Genomic DNA, 18,453 nt, shown 5'->3' with positions numbered 1-18,453 from the left:
TTTCAGATGTTTATTATCCGTCATTTCACTTATTTTTATCATATATTTTCCGGTAAATCATGCGCGTCACTTTCCGAAATTATTAATACTATCCAAACGAATTTCCCTTGTTGAAAAAACAACCTCACGAGAACCATATCTGTCAGCATCAGAAGGTGCCTCACCAGTCACATCCGCAATAATCTGATATTTGACAGGCATTTCTCTCTCAACGGAACTAAACCGTAATACTTTAATCGCTAGCGTATCTTTCAAAACTCTATTCATTGCACGTTTTAGTGGACGAGCACCCTTATCACGGTCATAACCAATATCCATTAAAAAACTTTCTAAATCTTCCGTCCATTGAAAATCAATTGACCTAGGTAATAAGTCTTGGCGCAAAATGTTAAGCTGCTTATTAGCAATTTCACGAATAACAGGCTTTTTAAGTTGATTAAACGTAATTATATAATCAATTCGATTAATCAATTCAGCACGAAACTCTGCTCCCAATTGTTCTTCCATCATTGCGTCAAAACTTTCATCTGTCCCTTTCTCCCATGTTAAGTGGTCGCTAATAAGCTCTGCTCCCAAATTAGAAGTAATAATCACATAGGTATTCTTAAAAGAAACTTCACGTCCACGCTTATCAGCTAACCGTCCATCATCTAATACTTGCAATAGCAAGTCATGCGCCAAACGATGACCTTTTTCAATCTCATCAATCAAAACGATCGAATAAGGAGTATGACGTACTTTTTCCGCCATATCAAATTGCAAAGAACGTGCTGCCTCAGGCTTAGAATATTCAGACATATCAAACCTAATCATATTATCCTCGCTATCAAACATTGCTTCAGCTAAAGCTTTTGCAAGCTCTGTTTTACCAACACCAGTGGTACCTAGAAACATGAACGAGCCTAAAGGTTTATTCATCTCTTGTAAGCCAGCCAGCGCAATAGTAATAGCACTAACAACGACATCAATAGCCTCTTTTTGACCTTTCACACGTCCATTGAGTTTCTTCCTCAATGCACTAACTCTAGAAACATCATTTTTTAAAATTGAACTAACTGAAATACCCGTCGATTCCTCAAGTACTAAAGCAATCTCAGTTTCTGTTACTTGACCATGTGTTACTGAAACTAATGAACCACTGGCGTCTAGCAAATCAAACGCCTTATCGGGCAGAAAACGATCTGGAATATAGCGTTTAGACAATTTAACTGCCTGTATTATCGCCTCATCTGTATATGTTACTCCATGAAAATGTTCATAATTTGGCTTAACACCCTGCAATATTTCAATTGCTTGATTAACAGTTGGCTCATCTAGTTTAATTGTTTGAAAACGACGTTGCAATGCCGCGTCTTTAGCAATGTAATCTTCATATTCTTCAATCGTAGTTGCACCAATAATTTGTATTTCGCCTTCAGCCAATGCCGGTTTAATAATATTACCAGCGTCTAAAGCACTACCCACACTACCACCAGTACCAACTATCGTATGAATTTCATCAATAAATAGAATAACCGAATCAAAGTTATCAGTTGCTTCACGAATAATGTGTTTAAATTTTGAGGTAAAATCCTCACCATCACTTTTATCCATCAAGACAGATAACTCAATCATATAAACAGTCTTTTTTAATAATCTTTCAGGAACTCTATCATTCAGCACAATACGTTTGACCAACCCCTTAACCAAGGCTGTTTTACCTACACCAGCTTCACCAATCAATAATGGAGAGTTTTTAGTCCAACGAGTCAAATCATGAATAACCTGATCAATCTCACGGTCTCGACCAATTGCATTAGCTCGTTCTGGATTGGCTATTACTTTCTCATTCATATTTGTACCATACTTATTCAAATACTCCATTATTCACCCCCTACCGTCATTTTGAGCGATTTTGACATAATATCTATACCAATTACTTTAATGAACGATCAAAACGACAATGAACAAGTGGCACTGAATAAACATCAACACCACACTTAGATCCAAATTTAACATATGACACTAAATTATGAGATTGAATAGCTTGCAACCACTTAGAATGTTGACCAGTCATGATATTAGTGTTCGTTTTTTTTAATGGTCTCTTCATTACATATCATCCTCATCGTCAAAAACATTCAATATTTCTTCATTTGATTTTTTGCTCTCAGGTACAAAAGTATCAACACCACTATCCACATCAGTATCATCAGTTGCTTCAACGCTTTCGCGAACTTCAGATGAACGCTCGATTTCAACAGGTTCATCATTAACTGGCTTCTCAACAACGTCATCCTTTACGTTAGGATTAAAGTCGTGTTTCCGTTTTGCTAACACTGTATCCTCAATTAAAGCCGTTTTATCCAAATCAGGGTCTGGTGAAGCTGATTTCACCATTTCTTTAAATCCATCTAAATAACCGTCATCTACGTCTTTGTTTAGCAAATCAGTATGCGACTTAACATTTTTTTCTTCAACCACCTTTTCATTAACCCCAGGATAGTCAACATCGCTGACACTAGTATATTTATTTTCTCGATACCATTTTGATAACGCAGAAACCATTAACCCATAACTACCATTACTGTTAACTTTAGTAATATCAGAAGCAATCACAACCAATTCACCTTTAGGATTGAGATAAAGTTCACCACGAACTTCTACTAATCCGCGTTCTTCTAATTGATCTAATTTATTTACAAAATCATTACCTTTTACAATAACGCTAACTGCGTCATTAACCTCTGTATCATCAACAATTCGAGGCAAAATATATTCAGGTTGAACCTTGATTACCTGATATTTATCCGCTAAATCACTAATCATAGGCTTAGAATCCATTAATAATACACATCCAGTAAACTCAACGTAACTTTTTTTCATTTTCACTCTCCAATTTAAGCAGCAAACTCAGCAACTTTTTCTTTAATATCATCACGAACAATCTTAATAAATGAATCTAAACTAGCTTTACCTTCACCAATCAAACAAAGCTGTTCTTCCCACATAGTTGTTGTAGGAACATCAATAGACCCATGGATGAATTCAAGAACAATCGTCGCTTTATCGGTTAAAAAAAGTTCTTTTTTTTGTAGTTTCAAATATTGTTTTTTATTCAACAATTGATTAATAATTTCAGAACGGGTTGCTTCAGTTCCCAACTTTAACTTCTTGAGTCCCTTAACCAAAGTCGCTTGCGTTAACCGCTTAGGTTTTGTATTAACGCCCTCAACAAGTTTAGTCGAAACATTAATATAACTAGATACCGAATAATTTGGCATTTCAACATCGACAACACTTGTTTTATCAAATTCTCGCCAGCCTTGAGCAATTGTCACCTTACCAGTTGCCTTTAACTCAACCCCATTATCTAAAATGACCGTTGTTTCCTCGTACTCCCAATCAGGAGCAAACATCATCAAAGTAGCTTCAGTAACTAAACGTAAAATATTCGCTTCATCATCTGGTAACTTAGATAAATCAATAACATTTACAGAAGGAACGAGTGCATAGTGAGCCGAGACTTTAGAATTATCTACATATTCCTTACGTGGAGTAGTATTCACAGCGTCAAACTCTAATCCAACCATTTTTTTATAGTCATCTAAATGTTCCAACAAATAAGCGAACACTTCATCTGTAATATATCTTGATGAACCACGCGGATATGACATTAACTTTTTCAAATACAACTTTTCAATAAGGTCATCAACTTCAATTGGTGCATAACCCCATCGTTCACCAGCCAATTGCTCCACTTCAACCATTGACAATAATTTAGGAGCTGCTTTTGTTTTTTTTATAGTTTCAACCGAGACTACCTTAGCAGTTTCATCCAAACCAGAACATACTTTAGTAGCTTCATCAAATGAATCATATTGCACAGAATTATTAAATTGAATATTCGCAGACTTATCTATCGCGCTAATACTCCAATGTTTAATAGGTTTATACTCTTGAATCTGTTTTTCACGCATTCCAATTAACTGTAAAATAGGCGTCTGAACACGCCCAATCGAAAAACCACCCGTATTTTTAGGTGCATAATGCTCTTGATTTCTCAGACCGAGGGTCACAGCACGAGTCAAGTTATACCCAAACTCCCAGTCCGCAATTTGGCGAGCTAAAGCCTCAATATGAAAATTATACGTTTCCTTCCAATCGCGCAAATTTGCAAAAGCACGTTGAAATTCACGAGCAGTCATATCATTAAACCACGCTCTTTTTAGTGGTTTCGTTGGTTTATTGTTTTTCATAATGCCAATCCTATTTAAAACTAAATAGGCAATATGCTCACCTTCACGGTCTGGATCAGTAGCGATAATAATATTAGAAGCAGCTCTAACTTCCTTAGCTATTGACTCATACAATTTTTTTGACCAATCCTTTTGTTTAGATGTAAATCCAGAATATTGAAAACTGGGATTGTCAGGCAAGAAAAAAGGCAAATCACTCAACCGCCAATGATTACTATCAAGATTACTAAAATATTCTTCAGGTGATTTTAAACCAAATAAATGACCTTGAGCATGAACAATTTTTACATCATCGTTCAAAATATCAGAAAAACCAGAATAAACATTGATTCCTACTTTTGTAATTTTCCCGAATAATCCCAGCGCAATATTTTGTGCTTGGTCTGGTTTTTCTGCCAAAATAACTGTACTCATACTTATTCTCCAATCTAAATTTATAAATTAAAGTATGACATCAACATATTATTAACGGATATAAGAGTACTACGATAGAAACCGTTGAAAAAAGTATGAAACCAACAAAAAAAGGTGTGCTGAATTTCTAAAATTCAACACACCATATTCATATTTAGCGTCTTTTACCTTCAAGCTTTTGCTTAGCATTACCCAAACTTGGAATATCACTAAACACATTACCTAAACCATCAACATTTTTATTTCCACTCAAGTACCAATTTTTTAAATTTTTCAATTCTTCACTAGTAACATCAACTTTAGACTTTTTTACGGCATTCATGAAGTGCTCTAATGTTTGCAATTTATAATCATCTTGTTGAGGAGTAACATCAATTTGCAAGTTATTCTTTTTAATAATACTGCCAACCGTAATACCAGGTTTAACTTCAGTAGCAATAAATTCTTCAAGAACAGCTTGCACTTTTTTCTTCATTACCTTATCACATTTATCTAAACCGATTAAATTATCGGAGTACTTAACTAACCCACCATAACTATACTCATTGGCTAAATCAACAAAATGATAGTTTCCAGTTTGTTCATATTTTTGAAGTGAATTAACCACCTTTTCATCTAGCGGTAATTCATTTAATTCCAAATAATCACTCAACAAAGTACTAATGGGCTCACCTTGTTCTTTAGCAATTTCCATAAACCCAGCAGTAACTTTATCAACACGATTAGGGTCATCATGAATCACATCAAGTGCGTCAAAACATAAATCCCATTGTTCCTCATTCAAAAATGACAGTATATTTAGCACTTTATCATTTAAATCACTAATATTTGAATTTGCCACAGCAGAATCATAATCACTTCCACTTCCAATATATTTCAAGTCATAATTAGCAATTTCGTTTAAATCAAGTTTATTTGAGTACGCAACAGCTCCGTACTTATCGTTCTTATCATCATTTTTAGCAATAAATCCTTTGGGTTGCGCACCTAATCCAACTGGACGCTGCATTAATTCATACCAATACTGAGTTACATTGTTTGCCGAAACATCATTGCTAATCCCATCATCAACTGAAATAGCCATCTCTTTTTCATTTTCTGAAGGTTTAGTATCATTTGGGGTAATTACACTCTCATTTTGTTTAACAACGTTAGAAGCCACTTCTGTAACGGGTGAAAACACATTTAAATTGTTTTCTTCATAAAATTTAGGATTTAAGTCACCTTTATGCCATTTTTGTTGCAACTCATATTCACGATGTGCAACATTATACTCAAGTTTCTCAATACCATCATAATTATATACAGTAGCCCAACGCACATATTTTTTATCCATCATAGCCAACTCATCTGCACTAAAACGATTATCATCTGCATTGTATATCTTCTCTTGCCCCAAATTATCAGTAACAATTACTCGATCAAGAATGCTAATGACCCCTTTACGGTTTTGCAAATAACCATGTAAAAACAATGATTTAGAATCATCATTGTCAATTTTAGAGGCAATAAAGTTTTCGGTATTTAAATTTGAAACTGGTAAATCATCACTAATTTCATTTGTTGAGTTATCATGAGTATCTTCAATCTGCTCCACTTCCTCAACTTTAGAATCAGAAGTAGGATTAAAAGTATAATACGCAGCTTCTAACAACCCCTTTATTTGACTCGCAGTATTAACACCTAGCGAATCATAATTTCCACTCATAATAACAATATCTTTACCATCAACATCTTGATGAACCACAAAATCACAGCTTTTCTTTTCATCCCAGAAAATTGTATTCTTAAACAATAAATCTGAAGTTAAACTAATCCCATTGTCATATTTAATTGGAACACTCAATGACCGTAAATTTTCATTCTGCAATCGCTTATTTAAATCTTCTGATACTGTATCAAGCGTTCCATCTATACTTCCAACTAATAATTTTTTAAATTCCGAAGTTTCATTTTTTCCAAGATAATCGACAAAATATTCATTATTAATGATTAAATTTTTCAATTGCCCACCAATCTCATCCCAAGAAAGAAAAGAGTTAGGTACTTCAGCAGTTGTAGCTGCAAAATGTAGTCCGTCAACACCGATTACAACATCATAACTTTCCTCACTAGAAATACCATAAATTGCATCTTCTTTTGATCCAGCTAAATGAATTTTTTCTTTATTACACTCATTTGCTAAACTTTGTCCAATTTCTGAATCGCTTAAACTAGGATTATTATGAACAAGCATTGCTAATTTTAGTTTCGTATCAGTGCTAAACTTCTCTCTAAGCCAACCATCAGTAACTTTTTTAATCGGATATGAATCTACATATTCTGGATATAATCCATCATTTTCATCACGTCCTCCGCTGATATTTTCAGCTTTTCTCCAAGAATTCCAACTATTAACAAAACTTGCCTTAAACTCATTAGTAGTCAAATAATGTGAAATTCCAAATGTTAAAAATTCATCATGCTCCTGCCAATTATGGTCTAAAAAAACCTGATAATTCACTGCAAAATCTTGATTTACATTTATCCGAATATTACTATCACCAATTGAAACATTATAGGTAACATCACCATTAAATTTAAAATTTGGTGATATTGTTACTTCATTTTCTTGAGTTGCCATCTTAAATGTTGAAGCATTACCACTCTCAACCACTTTTTGGAACTCATCTTTAAACGTCTCACTGGCGAGATAGGCATTATGACCAGACTCCAAAACGTCTTTTCTTGCGTCTACATTATCATCACTGGAATCCGCTGCATAACCATTTTGAATCACTTGTTCAGGCTGATAAACTAGCCCTTTATCGGTCAATAATTTGTTAGCAACCGCTCCTACATGGTTCCAGGAAACATGTTCAGAAGAAAGTAACGCAGATGACGAAGTAACTTGCATACCATTCTCAGAAACATGGATAAAAACATCACCTGTGGGATAATCATAATAATCATCCACCATCGACTTAATTAAAGTACCTAATTCACTATCACCCATGCTAGATTGTTCAGACAACAGATCAATAATGCTTTTTGTTTCAGTTCCTTCTCTGTTTTTCAATAACTCGTACTCAACAACCGAATCAATTGAACTAAACTTGTCATGAAAAGATATATCTTGAAAATTTGCTAACTTCTCACCGGGTATATCGACCTGTTCAAGCCGAATAGCGGAACTATCCAAAATGCCATCGTCGGCAACAAGACCATTCCTAGCGTTCGCGTTACGGCGATACTCATTCCAAGAATTAACATATGCGCTAAGGAAATCTGAACTTTCAACAATTTCTTTAAGTCCAAGATAATTGCTTACTAAAACAAAATCATCGGCTTGCCTTGAATCCGTTTCTAATCGGTATTTTGACGATTTATTATCAAAAACTATGCGTCCATTAAAAGACCGTGCACGACCATCGTCAAAGCCACTAGTAACAGAAATAACAGCGTCATCATGACCAAAAACGGCTAAATATTTTACGGAACCTACTCCGGCAACATTTAAAACTTGCTCAGTACCAATGTTGCGTAACGCACTATAAAGACCTTCGCTAACTTCATGCTCAGTTTCTTCTATACCAGAATTATCTAAATCATTATCAGGTGCCACATTCATTGGTTTTTCACCTCCCAATTGCCAAACCAAATTAGTATCTGGACTTAAAACTTGATTAACTGCACTTAATGATTCACTTAAATCCAGTCCTTCATCTATTTTGCGTCTCTCAACGTCCCACCCCAATAAGTTAGCTTGTTGGAAAAGTGAAACACGCTGATATTTGCTATGATTCTGTACATTTTCATCTTCATGATGAATATACGCTTGATGAATATCGTTCATGGAATTCATAAACTGTAATACAAAACGACTTCTATTATCCTGTAAATATTTAAATTGTTCTATCGGTAATACATTTCCGTTAGTCAGTTCAAAATCAACATCATTGGGAACAACCAAAGCTTTTGAAAAATCAAAATAAGAGTCAGGAGCGTTGTTTTGAGGAGCTGCAAATTGGAAAACATCACGACCATCTTTTTTTGCATAAAAATCTCTTTTGGTAGAGCCTGGAATGAACATTGTCACTTCACTGTTTTGAAACAATAAATTCGTTAAGTATGGACGTTTGTTATTCTTATTATTTTCTAGTTCTGTATTTTCTTGTTCGCGCTCATCTAAATATTCTTTTGGTAACTTATAACTCGCTAATTTCAATCCCAGTTTCAATTGGAGCTTATTGTTAGGTTTGTCAAAATCTGCTATACTTTTAGTTAAAGGGAGAGTTTGATTTGTATGATTTGAGTAGCTCTCACTAAACAAAAACTCATCATTCTGTGTGGAGGTTTTAAGGGGCGAAGTTATCCACGTTAAACTAAAAAGCTGTAAAGAAGAGTCTGGCAACGTAGGTTGTTGGACTTTTTTTGTGCCCTCGTTTGTCTGAGTAATCTTGCTTGCCTCTAACTGCTCAACACCATTATTCGCCATTTCTTTTTCAATAGATTCCTTACCGATATTCAAACCAACTTTATCAAAGTACGCAAAGGCAAGTTCTTTCAACCCATTGTTCAACAATTGATAATCAGTTTCATTGTCATAAGTTTTTTGAGGAGCCAAAAACATATTTTTATCATCGTTTTCTTGGCTTTTCTTATATAGCTCAAAAGCTCTAGCAAAAACTTCAGTAGGCGTTGAGAAATACCCTTTATGTTTATACACATAACTATCATGATCAAGCTCATCAATCCTATTTCTATACGTATCAACAATTTTCATAAAATCATCGTCCATAGACAAATTTTTACCTGGCTTGAAATGATAGTCCAAATAGTGAGCATATTCATGCGTAAGTGAATAAATACTATTACCATCAATAGCAATTGAATTAGCACCGGGAAAGAAAATACCTGCTGACCGATAATTACCTAGCTTTCGGAATCTAATATCTGGTTGCTCAAACGGTACTTCAGGAAAACTATAAAAATAATTAGCCCATTCCGCTTCAATGGTACCTATACTACCTAAATCAACATCATTATCAAACTCGACATATTTAAACCCATTTTGATAAAATGATGAATTTTCCATCGCTGCTTGAGTTGACTTATTGATGTTTTTCTTAGTCATAAACGGCTTAGCATAATCAGAATCCAGCTCTTTTTCATAATCATTCATTAACTTGTAATTTAAAAACTCATCATACTGTGCTTTAAAAGAGTCAAGAGCATATACAACGCCATAGCGAGGAACACTCACACCAGCACGCCAGCCCTTGGCGTTATAATATAATGTGTCAAATTTCGTGGACTTCCCATAAGAATGCCGTTTTAGCCTATCCTTAAACAAAAAAGCAATACTACCTTGTTCTTTTTCAGGAGTCATTTCACTAATTTCGTCCAAACCATTAATACTTTCATCTCGGACTTTTTTTATTTTTTGAATAACATCTTCATCAATTAAAATTGGTTTACCTTTTCCACCACTAACATATAACTTGGAACATGCTAAAGCAGCCGAAACAATTGATGTATCAGATGAAAAGCCACCATTTTCATAAAAATCATCAAGAGAAAGACGGTTATTAACAAAAGAACCTTGCTGCAATACAAAATAATCACTCAAAGGACGAGTTCCGTCAGCCAATTCATTTCTAGCAACTTCAATTTTATGAATTTCAGTATCAAACGGTGAAGCCAAATTACGTTCTAGTCCAGCAACATCAATAGCACCGCCCTTTTCCTCAAACCTTTTCTTAGTAACTTTATACAGATTATTAATAGCAACTAAACGATTTGCGTTGTGAACGTTCCAAGAGCTTATCCAAGGTTTGTCACCAGACTCTATAGTTGGAAAAAACTGGCGTAACATGTACTCCCCAGAATCATTATCTTTAATATCATTTTTTAAAGAAACAATTTGAACACTTCCAAATACATTATCAACACGTTCAGAACCATCACGCCTTACAAATTTCTTAGGCTTTGCTTCATCAGATTCACAATAAAACGCAAAATCAGATATATCAAAACCATCAATATCACCCAAAATATCTTTAACCGAAGTATTTGTCTCAACACCATTAATGGTTAGCATTTTATTATTAACAGTTCGTCCACTAGACAAAGTACGTACAACGTCAACAACACCAACATCTAATTTAACAAGTTTCTGCTCAATAGAAGCATTCACAACTAATTCATTCACAGCCTCACTTAATTCTTGTGTGGTATACTCTTGATTCTTTGTCATCCATAGCACCGCTTTTTCAAGCTGATTTGGATATGGATTATTTTCGTTCACCGTGAAGTTACTTGGTTCATTCTTTGTACCAAATCCCAAATTCTTTTTAAAAATAGAATAATAATCGTCACTAGCAATAAATCCTGTATCCGTAGTGTTATCAACCGTTTTTTCCATGTCTACACCTCGTAATCTATTTATATATAAAGTATCGACGAAACTTGAAGAAACCGGTTTTAACAGTAAAAACGGCAAAAAAAATATGACAAATTGAATACAATTGTCATATTTTTTGCGTTTTTTCGTATTCTCTTTTTCATACAGTTCGAAAGTACATAAATCTTTAACGAGAAATACCGCCCTTGTTTTTATGAACTTCAACAACTTGTTCTTTCGATTTAGTTTCTGTCTCTACTTGAGAAGCTTGAGCTTTTTTTTCAGCACGAACCTTAGCGCGTTGCTCAAAATCATGTTCGACAACCGGTTTATCAGTTGGTGAAACATTTTTTGCCCATACCGCATTTGAAAAATGTTCTATATTTTCATGGTCAGTATAATCCTTTCGTAACGCCACTTTAATTTTGAGCGGTTGATTCAAAAGAACTTCCTTAGCTTCTTCAAGATTAGTGATTTTCTTGTCGCCTAGCAAACCAGCCGCGTCGGCAATATCATTCAAGTGATCATATCCCGCCTTCAAACTACCGTCGTTGGCTGCCCATGTACGGTCAGAAAAATTCATACCAGCCCCATGAGCATATTTCTGTTCAATATCATTGCGGAACGTATATTGAGTTGCAAGAAATTCCCGATTACCTTTTGCCTTGGACGGACGCTGCTTAATATCCGTAATAATCATTTCACCAACCGTGTTTGCACTTACTGGTGCGAAAGTATAATCACGGGCATTTACCTTTTCTTCAGCCATTTTTTCCACCTTTTTTTCTCTTTCTATGGTTTCTAAATTAACAAGTGTTTTAAGCGTTTTTCTATTAGACAATTTAACCGAAACATTATTAGCATAATTAATGAAATTAACGTCACATAAATCAATTCCATTTTGTTGCAATGTTTCAAAAATTGTTGTCAAAGTATTGTTTACATTTTTGTATTTTTCAATGAAATCAAGCTTAGATGACTTAATATTGATTACATGATTAGCACGGTTCAAAGAGTGATACTGATTATCATAACTATGATTCGATAGGCGGACGCTCCAGCCATCAAAATTCTTTGCTTTAGTACGTCGATCTAAACCAGTCTCTTGATTAAACATAAAATAAACAGAATCCAAATGCGACGAAATATCAACCGTTGTATTTCTAAAATATGTTGATATTTCTTCCAGCTCTGAAGCATATTCTCTAGCTTGGTTCTTACTAACATTAAATGACCTTTTACGATACGAGTTATACGCCATACGTTCACCCCTCTAACTCAATTTTTCACCATCAACCTGAAATTTAGCTGCTAAATCAAACTGCCATCCACGAATAAACGGTGCGTCAAATTCAATATCATCAGAGTGCGCGTCTTGATAGTTTTTCAGAGCGTCTAAATCACCATAATCCACAAAATATTCTGGATATTCACTACGTTCAATCAAACTAACTACGTTGTAGCGAGTATTCTCACTATATTCAACAGGTTTACCGTAACTACGGCGTATACTCCACGACATATCATTAATCAACATCGCTTGGGCTTTAAAATCATCTTTAATAGTCATTCGTTAACAACAACTCCTTTCTGTCATCAAATAAATTGTTTTCCAATTGCTAAATCAGTTTTTCGAGAATCAAGTAACTGAATAAATGACTCTACAATCGGTATACATTCCGATACAAAGGCAACTTTCCCTAAATTCACCTTATCTAGGTCAGTTAGTTCTTGTTTTTGAATATTGAACTTATTCAAAATCATTTTTGAATGCCTTTCAAAAAAATCAATTACATCAGGCTCAGTTTCAAAATCGTCTATTAAACCATGCTCAACCACATATCTAATGCCATTGCTTGCCAGCATAACAACAAATGATTTAAAATCAGAATCTACTAAACGATTTTCAAGTGTTCCATAAAAAAACGCCTTTACATCGTAATAAAGTAAATCATCAGGACTTAAAAATAATGAATCACTAAATTCGTTAGTCTCCTGTTCAACAATTTCTCCAATAGATTTTTCATATATTTCAAAATACGATAAATCTGATAACAAAATGTTTTTACCGAATGATTTAACAGAATGAAGATAATCAATCAATTTAGCAATTAACAAATCAACATTTTTAACATCATAAGTACCTACCACACCATTTACAGAGTGCTTTAGCCAAATTTTGTTAACTTGATCACTGCCCATCAAACTAAAACCACTTGCAGCCAAATAACACCGTAAATCGCAAGTAATAGCCTTATCTGCCGTAAACAAAGTAACTGCTCTATCCAAAAACGCGTTCAATTTATCCATCACTAATATCCTCGTATACTTTCCTTTTTCCCTGAGTTAAGAATAAAGCACTTTTTTTTATTACAGTTTTAACAGTATTTCGGCACAAAAAAATATGACAATCATATTCAGAAAGTCATATTTACAACATTTATCTAGTTTTTCCCCGACCAATACTACTGTTTTTCCTTGAAATATCTTTATCATCATTAAAACTAACAACCGTAGGAACATAGGCACCGCCACGACGTGCTAACTCGAATCCATTAGCAGTATATACAACACGCCCGCTAGCACCTGATTGTAATTCTTCATTCCAATCCTTACCTTCAATAGGTAAATGAACTTCAACATCCGTATTCTGTAACAAAACTTCCGCATTCTGTAGAAAAGAATCAACTGCACTTAAACCCTCATCATCGTTATCAAAACCGATAATTATCTTTTGTGGCAATTTACCGCTATCACGAAGAAAAGTAGGTAAGACACCGTTAAATTCAACTTTCCCACTGCGTTCAGTACGATTCAACAGTTTTAATACACCACTAGTAGACAACATTGTAACTGAAGATTTTTCGTTAAACATATCATCATTCACTTGATAATAACTAATTAAATCAATCGGTGATTCGGTTATTACTAAAACTTCATCGCCCCCATTATGTCGAAACTTAAATCCATAACCTTTAGCAGAACCACTGGCAATTCCTTTAAAATTACCATGTTCGGGAAACTTCTTATAATTCTTCACAGTACCTTGTTTATCAGCACCAACAATTTGACTACCATCATGGTCATACCACAAAAAATCTATATTGTTCTTTGTATCAACACTAATTAAATTAGCACCATATAAATCATCAACTAACTTTTGACTAATCTTACGTTCTTCAACCAAGTAAGTATCAATAACATCCTTTTTGCCAAGAACTAAATCAAGTTTTGATAATGAAAAAACATTACTTTTTTTAAATGGTACATCAACCTGACTTTCTGGTTTAAAATCCGAAAGCCATTCCTTATACTCTTTAATTGCTTTTTCATCAGAAACCTTATAGTAATCTCGGATGAAATTTTTAACTCCTCCAAACTCACCATCATGACTCATCGAAGAATAATAACCAACAGATTCATCAAACCGTAATCCATGATGATTAACTTGATCAATCAAAACCCATCGACCAATTGAAAAAAGGCTATGTTCAATGCCTTTATCATCTAAAAAAGCTTCAAATTCAGCATTTCGATTAGCTATTTTCGTACTCTCATTTGCTTGATAGTTTAATTTTGTTGAATCACTAGGTGTCAACGTTCGTACATTCATTTTTTCACCATTAATGGATAAAATAAATTTAGTACCAACTGGCTGACTGCTCGCAAGTCCATGTTCATCGTAATAATGAATTTGACTACCTTTATTTCTCATTTTAAAACTGTTTGTCAGCTCTTTAAGTTCTCTAATTGAACTTACTTCAATCGATAATTTATCGTCTTTCATAAGCAGGCTCCCATGTAGATGTATTATCATTAATCTTACTAAAATACAGTTCAATAGATTTTTAACAGTATTCTTGAATAAATACCCAGCAAAAAAAGCCATTCACTTACGAATGACTTCCTTTTATTATCTTAGTGAAATAAGGAACGTTATGTTAAATCCAGTATAAATGAATGCATTGAATTAACACAACTATCAAACCAACTGAACTCCCTAAAAATGTGACTTTAGGGTTAGGCCAGACCGTATTTTTATACTTATCTCGTAGCAACATCCAACCTGAAACCAACCATTCAATGAATAGTATAATCAGCGCAATTATCATAAACAATCACAACTTTTTAATTTTTGCTTGTTTAATTGACTTCAAGGACGAAATTGGAAACTCGTCAGTTACCGTGATGCGCGCCCCGCCTTTTGATGAACCTTTCGCAATCCATGCCTTTATATCAGATTGCGCGGCGTTAGCTCGTTCAATTAAAACTGTACTACCACTAACAAGTAAAAGCGCTCCAATAGGACCTGAGGCTGCGCCAAGACCAACCCCTTCAGCACCAGCAATCTCTATACGTCCATAATACGAACGTAATTTAGGTAACGCTTTCTTGCTTGAAGCGAAATCGTTCACGCCGCCTTTTGTGATTTTTTCATAAAATCCTTCAACTGTTAATACACGAGTATCACCTACATTATCAGCAAATTCATATGATACCTCTGCACCATCATATTTTGTTAATAGTGATTGAATTTGATTTGCTTTCGCTTTATCAGACGAGTTGGAATAACTAGATGACGCTGTTAAATCATTTAATGCCACTTGAAGATTATCCCACAATTCATTCGTTGCAGCATATGCTGTTTGGTCGTCATTCGCAGCAATCTCTTGAATTCCTTGAGGAACATCCGATTTATTCGCTTGTTTAAGAATTGGATTATTAGCAACAATCCCCTCAAATTGTGCATTTTTATCAGTATCTAAAACAGTGACGTGAGAACTACCGATAACATCTGAATCGCTTGAAACTACTTGTCCAACTTGATAGTTCCCCGAATTCTGAGATACTTGTTCAGCAGATACTACGGATGGAACTACAACACTCCCAATGGTTAACGCTGAAATGGTTGCAATACTTACACGTAACTTTTTATCTAAGTACATATAAATCCCCCCTATATTTGGGATGAACTTCTCACCAGAAGTTGTAAGTGGAAAGGGATACCAGCCCTTAAACTGAATGTGGAAAATGTGGAGATTGTGGAACTTGTGTGCAACGATACAGTTTATAATTCACTTTGTCAAACATCTGTAAAATTAATTTCTATAATTAGACATAATTGCGCTAATTCACTGCTTAATGCTATGGTGCTAGTATGCTTTAGCAGACACTAAATTTCTATTTTTAATTGCAATTGATCCTGTATTAACCATAAAATAGTCAATCCCTATATTCTCAAGGGATTGGCGAATATACTATGTGTAAAAATCAAAAAAAGCTGCCAACAATTACTTGGCAGCTTTTTTCTATTTTCCTAAACACATGAATACTTGGCGCGTAGATATACAAACAGTTATTACCATGGTTATAAATATGGAATGTAGTTACTGTTATATTTGACGTAATCAATCGCTGTGTAATATCTTATGGTTACACCAAAGTGATTAAGCTTCGCTAGGTGCAATGATTTACCCATATATTTCTTGATTATTTTATTCATCTTGATATAGTCTTTGCGTTGTTTTTTTGCATCATTCTTAGAATCAATTCCCATTCCAAATGGATTTACGCTTTCAACACTTTTCTTTATCAATTTGACGTTCTTTGATTTGGCATAAATGGTGAGCGTTGTTGAGTGCGCTTGCTCACTATTAACGATCATCACTTTTTGTCCGTTTACCTTGAGTGCTCGAACAACTTGAATACCCTGACCATTTAGTAGATAAATGGTATTTGATTTAATCCCTTTTCCACTGGTTTTATATGGCATGAATTGCCACTCTGACCCAGCATCAGTAAGTGCCATAGGTGAAAACTTCTTTGTGTATTTTGAGTAATCAAATTTCTTAGCGCTTACTTTCGCTTTTATATAACCGTTGTGAGATACACCTGTTTGTTCATTATCAATATAACCATACTTGTACCACGTACCTCGGAATGCCTTGGGCACACTTGTTATTTTGTGTACGTCAGGCATTGTCGATGCGTTCACTGGAGTAAGCGCTGCTGGTGCGATACTTAAACTGACAACTAAAGCTAACATTACCTTACTGAGTTTCTTCATTTTTCAAATTACCTCATTTTCAACTGTAATCTTGATTATAAGTTCTATTATCTCGTCAACACGACCTGTTTACTTTTCTACAAGGTTATATGTTTATTATACTACGCATTCATTATTTTCTATTTTCCCAAGCGTAAATATTCATGAAATCTATTTATACGTCTTTTTCTAGCTCGGTTTGTTATATGAATATATGTTTGTACCGTAGTTTTTGAATCCGAATGACCAAGCTGTTCTTGTATTTCTTCAACACGTATTCCAGCGTCAAACGCTAACGTTGCAAACGTGTGTCTGAATCCGTGAATTGATATTGGTTTCAACTTATAACGTCGGATAATTCGCCGCAACCAGGTATCTGGACGCGTCAAACTCAACATATTGCCAACAGAATTAGGAATAATAAATTCATCAAATGACTTTGGGCATACAAGTGTACGGTACGCTGCCAGAATAGAACTTGTCTCTGAATCAATACTAATAATTCTTGTTCCAGATGGAGTTTTCGTAGTATCACTAATTATTTGTTTTCCGTCTTGGTCGCGTGATGCACTCTTATGGATGAATATTTCGTGACGAATCGGATCAATGTCATTCCAGGATAATGCAATCAGTTCGCCATTCCGCATACCTGTGTAAGCTAATAATCTAAAATACACAAATCTTCTATCAAGTTTCCACAAATCTTTTGGCTGAATAATCTTCATGAATTTATTCAAATCTTCCATCTCCCAAAAATTCTCACAGTGTGGAGATACCACTTTATTAGTTGTAACTTCACCAGGAACATAAATAGCTGCAACTGGATTCTCATTGCAAATTTCTTTTTCGAGGGCAAATTTAAAAACTTGAGATAAATAATAAATACAACGCTTGTATTTGGTCACTTCACTGATTAGCACTTCAATGACTCGCTTTATTTCACTTTCTGAAATTTCAGATACTTTAAAATCTCCAAGCATTCGAGATAATAGAAAGTGACATTCAAACATCGACTTAGCCCTCAATACAGTACTTCCTTTTACCTTTTTTGCATAATCCTCAAACCATAAACGTACTAAATCTGAGAAATAAACTGCTGACGTAACAGGAACATTACGATCAACAATTTTGCGACTTGCCTCAACGGCTTGTGCTCTAGTAGCGTACCCTTTGCGCCAATTACGTTGATACGTTAATTTACCTAAACTGTCATCACAATCAATTTCCAGAAATTCCCACATTACCGAATAATCTTCTAAATATTTACGATACAAAATCATTTAATTCCCCTCTCTTCTTCATCATTTTTTATTTATGCAACGATAAACATATCAAAAAACAACGAAAATAATTATAGCGCTTCCATTTTT

The 18,453-nt window shown here is 34.5% G+C and carries 11 protein-coding genes; all 11 read right to left on the bottom strand.

All coding sequences use genetic code 11. The annotated features are described in order from the left end of the window. Window positions 1-66: 66 nt before the first annotated feature. Window positions 67-1,863: an AAA family ATPase gene (locus EQG49_RS13375; protein ID WP_133364465.1), complete on the bottom strand. Its 1,797-nt coding sequence runs from the start codon at window positions 1,861-1,863 to the stop codon at window positions 67-69. A gap of 228 nt (window positions 1,864-2,091) precedes the next feature. Then, window positions 2,092-2,865, bottom strand: coding sequence for a hypothetical protein (locus EQG49_RS13370; RefSeq protein WP_133364464.1), 774 nt, complete (start codon window positions 2,863-2,865; stop codon window positions 2,092-2,094). Between the two features lie 14 nt (window positions 2,866-2,879). Beyond that, window positions 2,880-4,652 carry a DNA topoisomerase gene (locus EQG49_RS13365; protein WP_133364463.1) on the bottom strand — a complete coding sequence of 591 codons (1,773 nt, stop codon included), beginning with the start codon at window positions 4,650-4,652 and terminating at the stop codon, window positions 2,880-2,882. A 154-nt stretch (window positions 4,653-4,806) separates the two neighbouring features. Continuing rightward, complete coding sequence (locus EQG49_RS13870; RefSeq protein ID WP_133364462.1) at window positions 4,807-11,058, bottom strand: LPD1 domain-containing protein; 6,252 nt, start codon at window positions 11,056-11,058, stop codon at window positions 4,807-4,809. 166 nt (window positions 11,059-11,224) lie between these two features. After that, window positions 11,225-12,298 (bottom strand): DUF669 domain-containing protein, encoded by a 1,074-nt coding sequence (locus EQG49_RS13355; protein ID WP_133364461.1) that lies wholly within the window; start codon window positions 12,296-12,298, stop codon window positions 11,225-11,227. A 12-nt stretch (window positions 12,299-12,310) separates the two neighbouring features. Beyond that, window positions 12,311-12,607, bottom strand: a complete 297-nt coding sequence (locus tag EQG49_RS13350; protein ID WP_133364460.1) for a hypothetical protein — start codon at window positions 12,605-12,607, stop codon at window positions 12,311-12,313. Window positions 12,608-12,633: 26 nt separating this feature from the next. After that, window positions 12,634-13,347 carry a hypothetical protein gene (locus EQG49_RS13345; RefSeq protein ID WP_133364459.1) on the bottom strand — a complete coding sequence of 238 codons (714 nt, stop codon included), beginning with the start codon at window positions 13,345-13,347 and terminating at the stop codon, window positions 12,634-12,636. Window positions 13,348-13,477: 130 nt separating this feature from the next. Beyond that, on the bottom strand, window positions 13,478-14,824 hold the full coding sequence (locus EQG49_RS13340; RefSeq protein ID WP_165964914.1) for a DUF3991 and TOPRIM domain-containing protein: 1,347 nt from the start codon (window positions 14,822-14,824) through the stop codon (window positions 13,478-13,480). Window positions 14,825-15,155: 331 nt separating this feature from the next. Then, window positions 15,156-15,983 carry a hypothetical protein gene (locus tag EQG49_RS13335; protein ID WP_133364457.1) on the bottom strand — a complete coding sequence of 276 codons (828 nt, stop codon included), beginning with the start codon at window positions 15,981-15,983 and terminating at the stop codon, window positions 15,156-15,158. A gap of 422 nt (window positions 15,984-16,405) precedes the next feature. Next, on the bottom strand, window positions 16,406-17,104 hold the full coding sequence (locus EQG49_RS13330) for a hypothetical protein (RefSeq protein ID WP_133364456.1): 699 nt from the start codon (window positions 17,102-17,104) through the stop codon (window positions 16,406-16,408). A 119-nt stretch (window positions 17,105-17,223) separates the two neighbouring features. Next, complete coding sequence (locus tag EQG49_RS13325) at window positions 17,224-18,363, bottom strand: tyrosine-type recombinase/integrase (RefSeq protein ID WP_133364455.1); 1,140 nt, start codon at window positions 18,361-18,363, stop codon at window positions 17,224-17,226. Window positions 18,364-18,453 lie beyond the last annotated feature (90 nt).

Source organism: Periweissella cryptocerci (genome assembly GCF_004358325.1).
Lineage (GTDB): Bacteria > Bacillota > Bacilli > Lactobacillales > Lactobacillaceae > Periweissella > Periweissella cryptocerci.
Note: the sequence above shows the minus strand (reverse complement) of the source record. Positions and strands in the feature narration are given on the sequence as shown.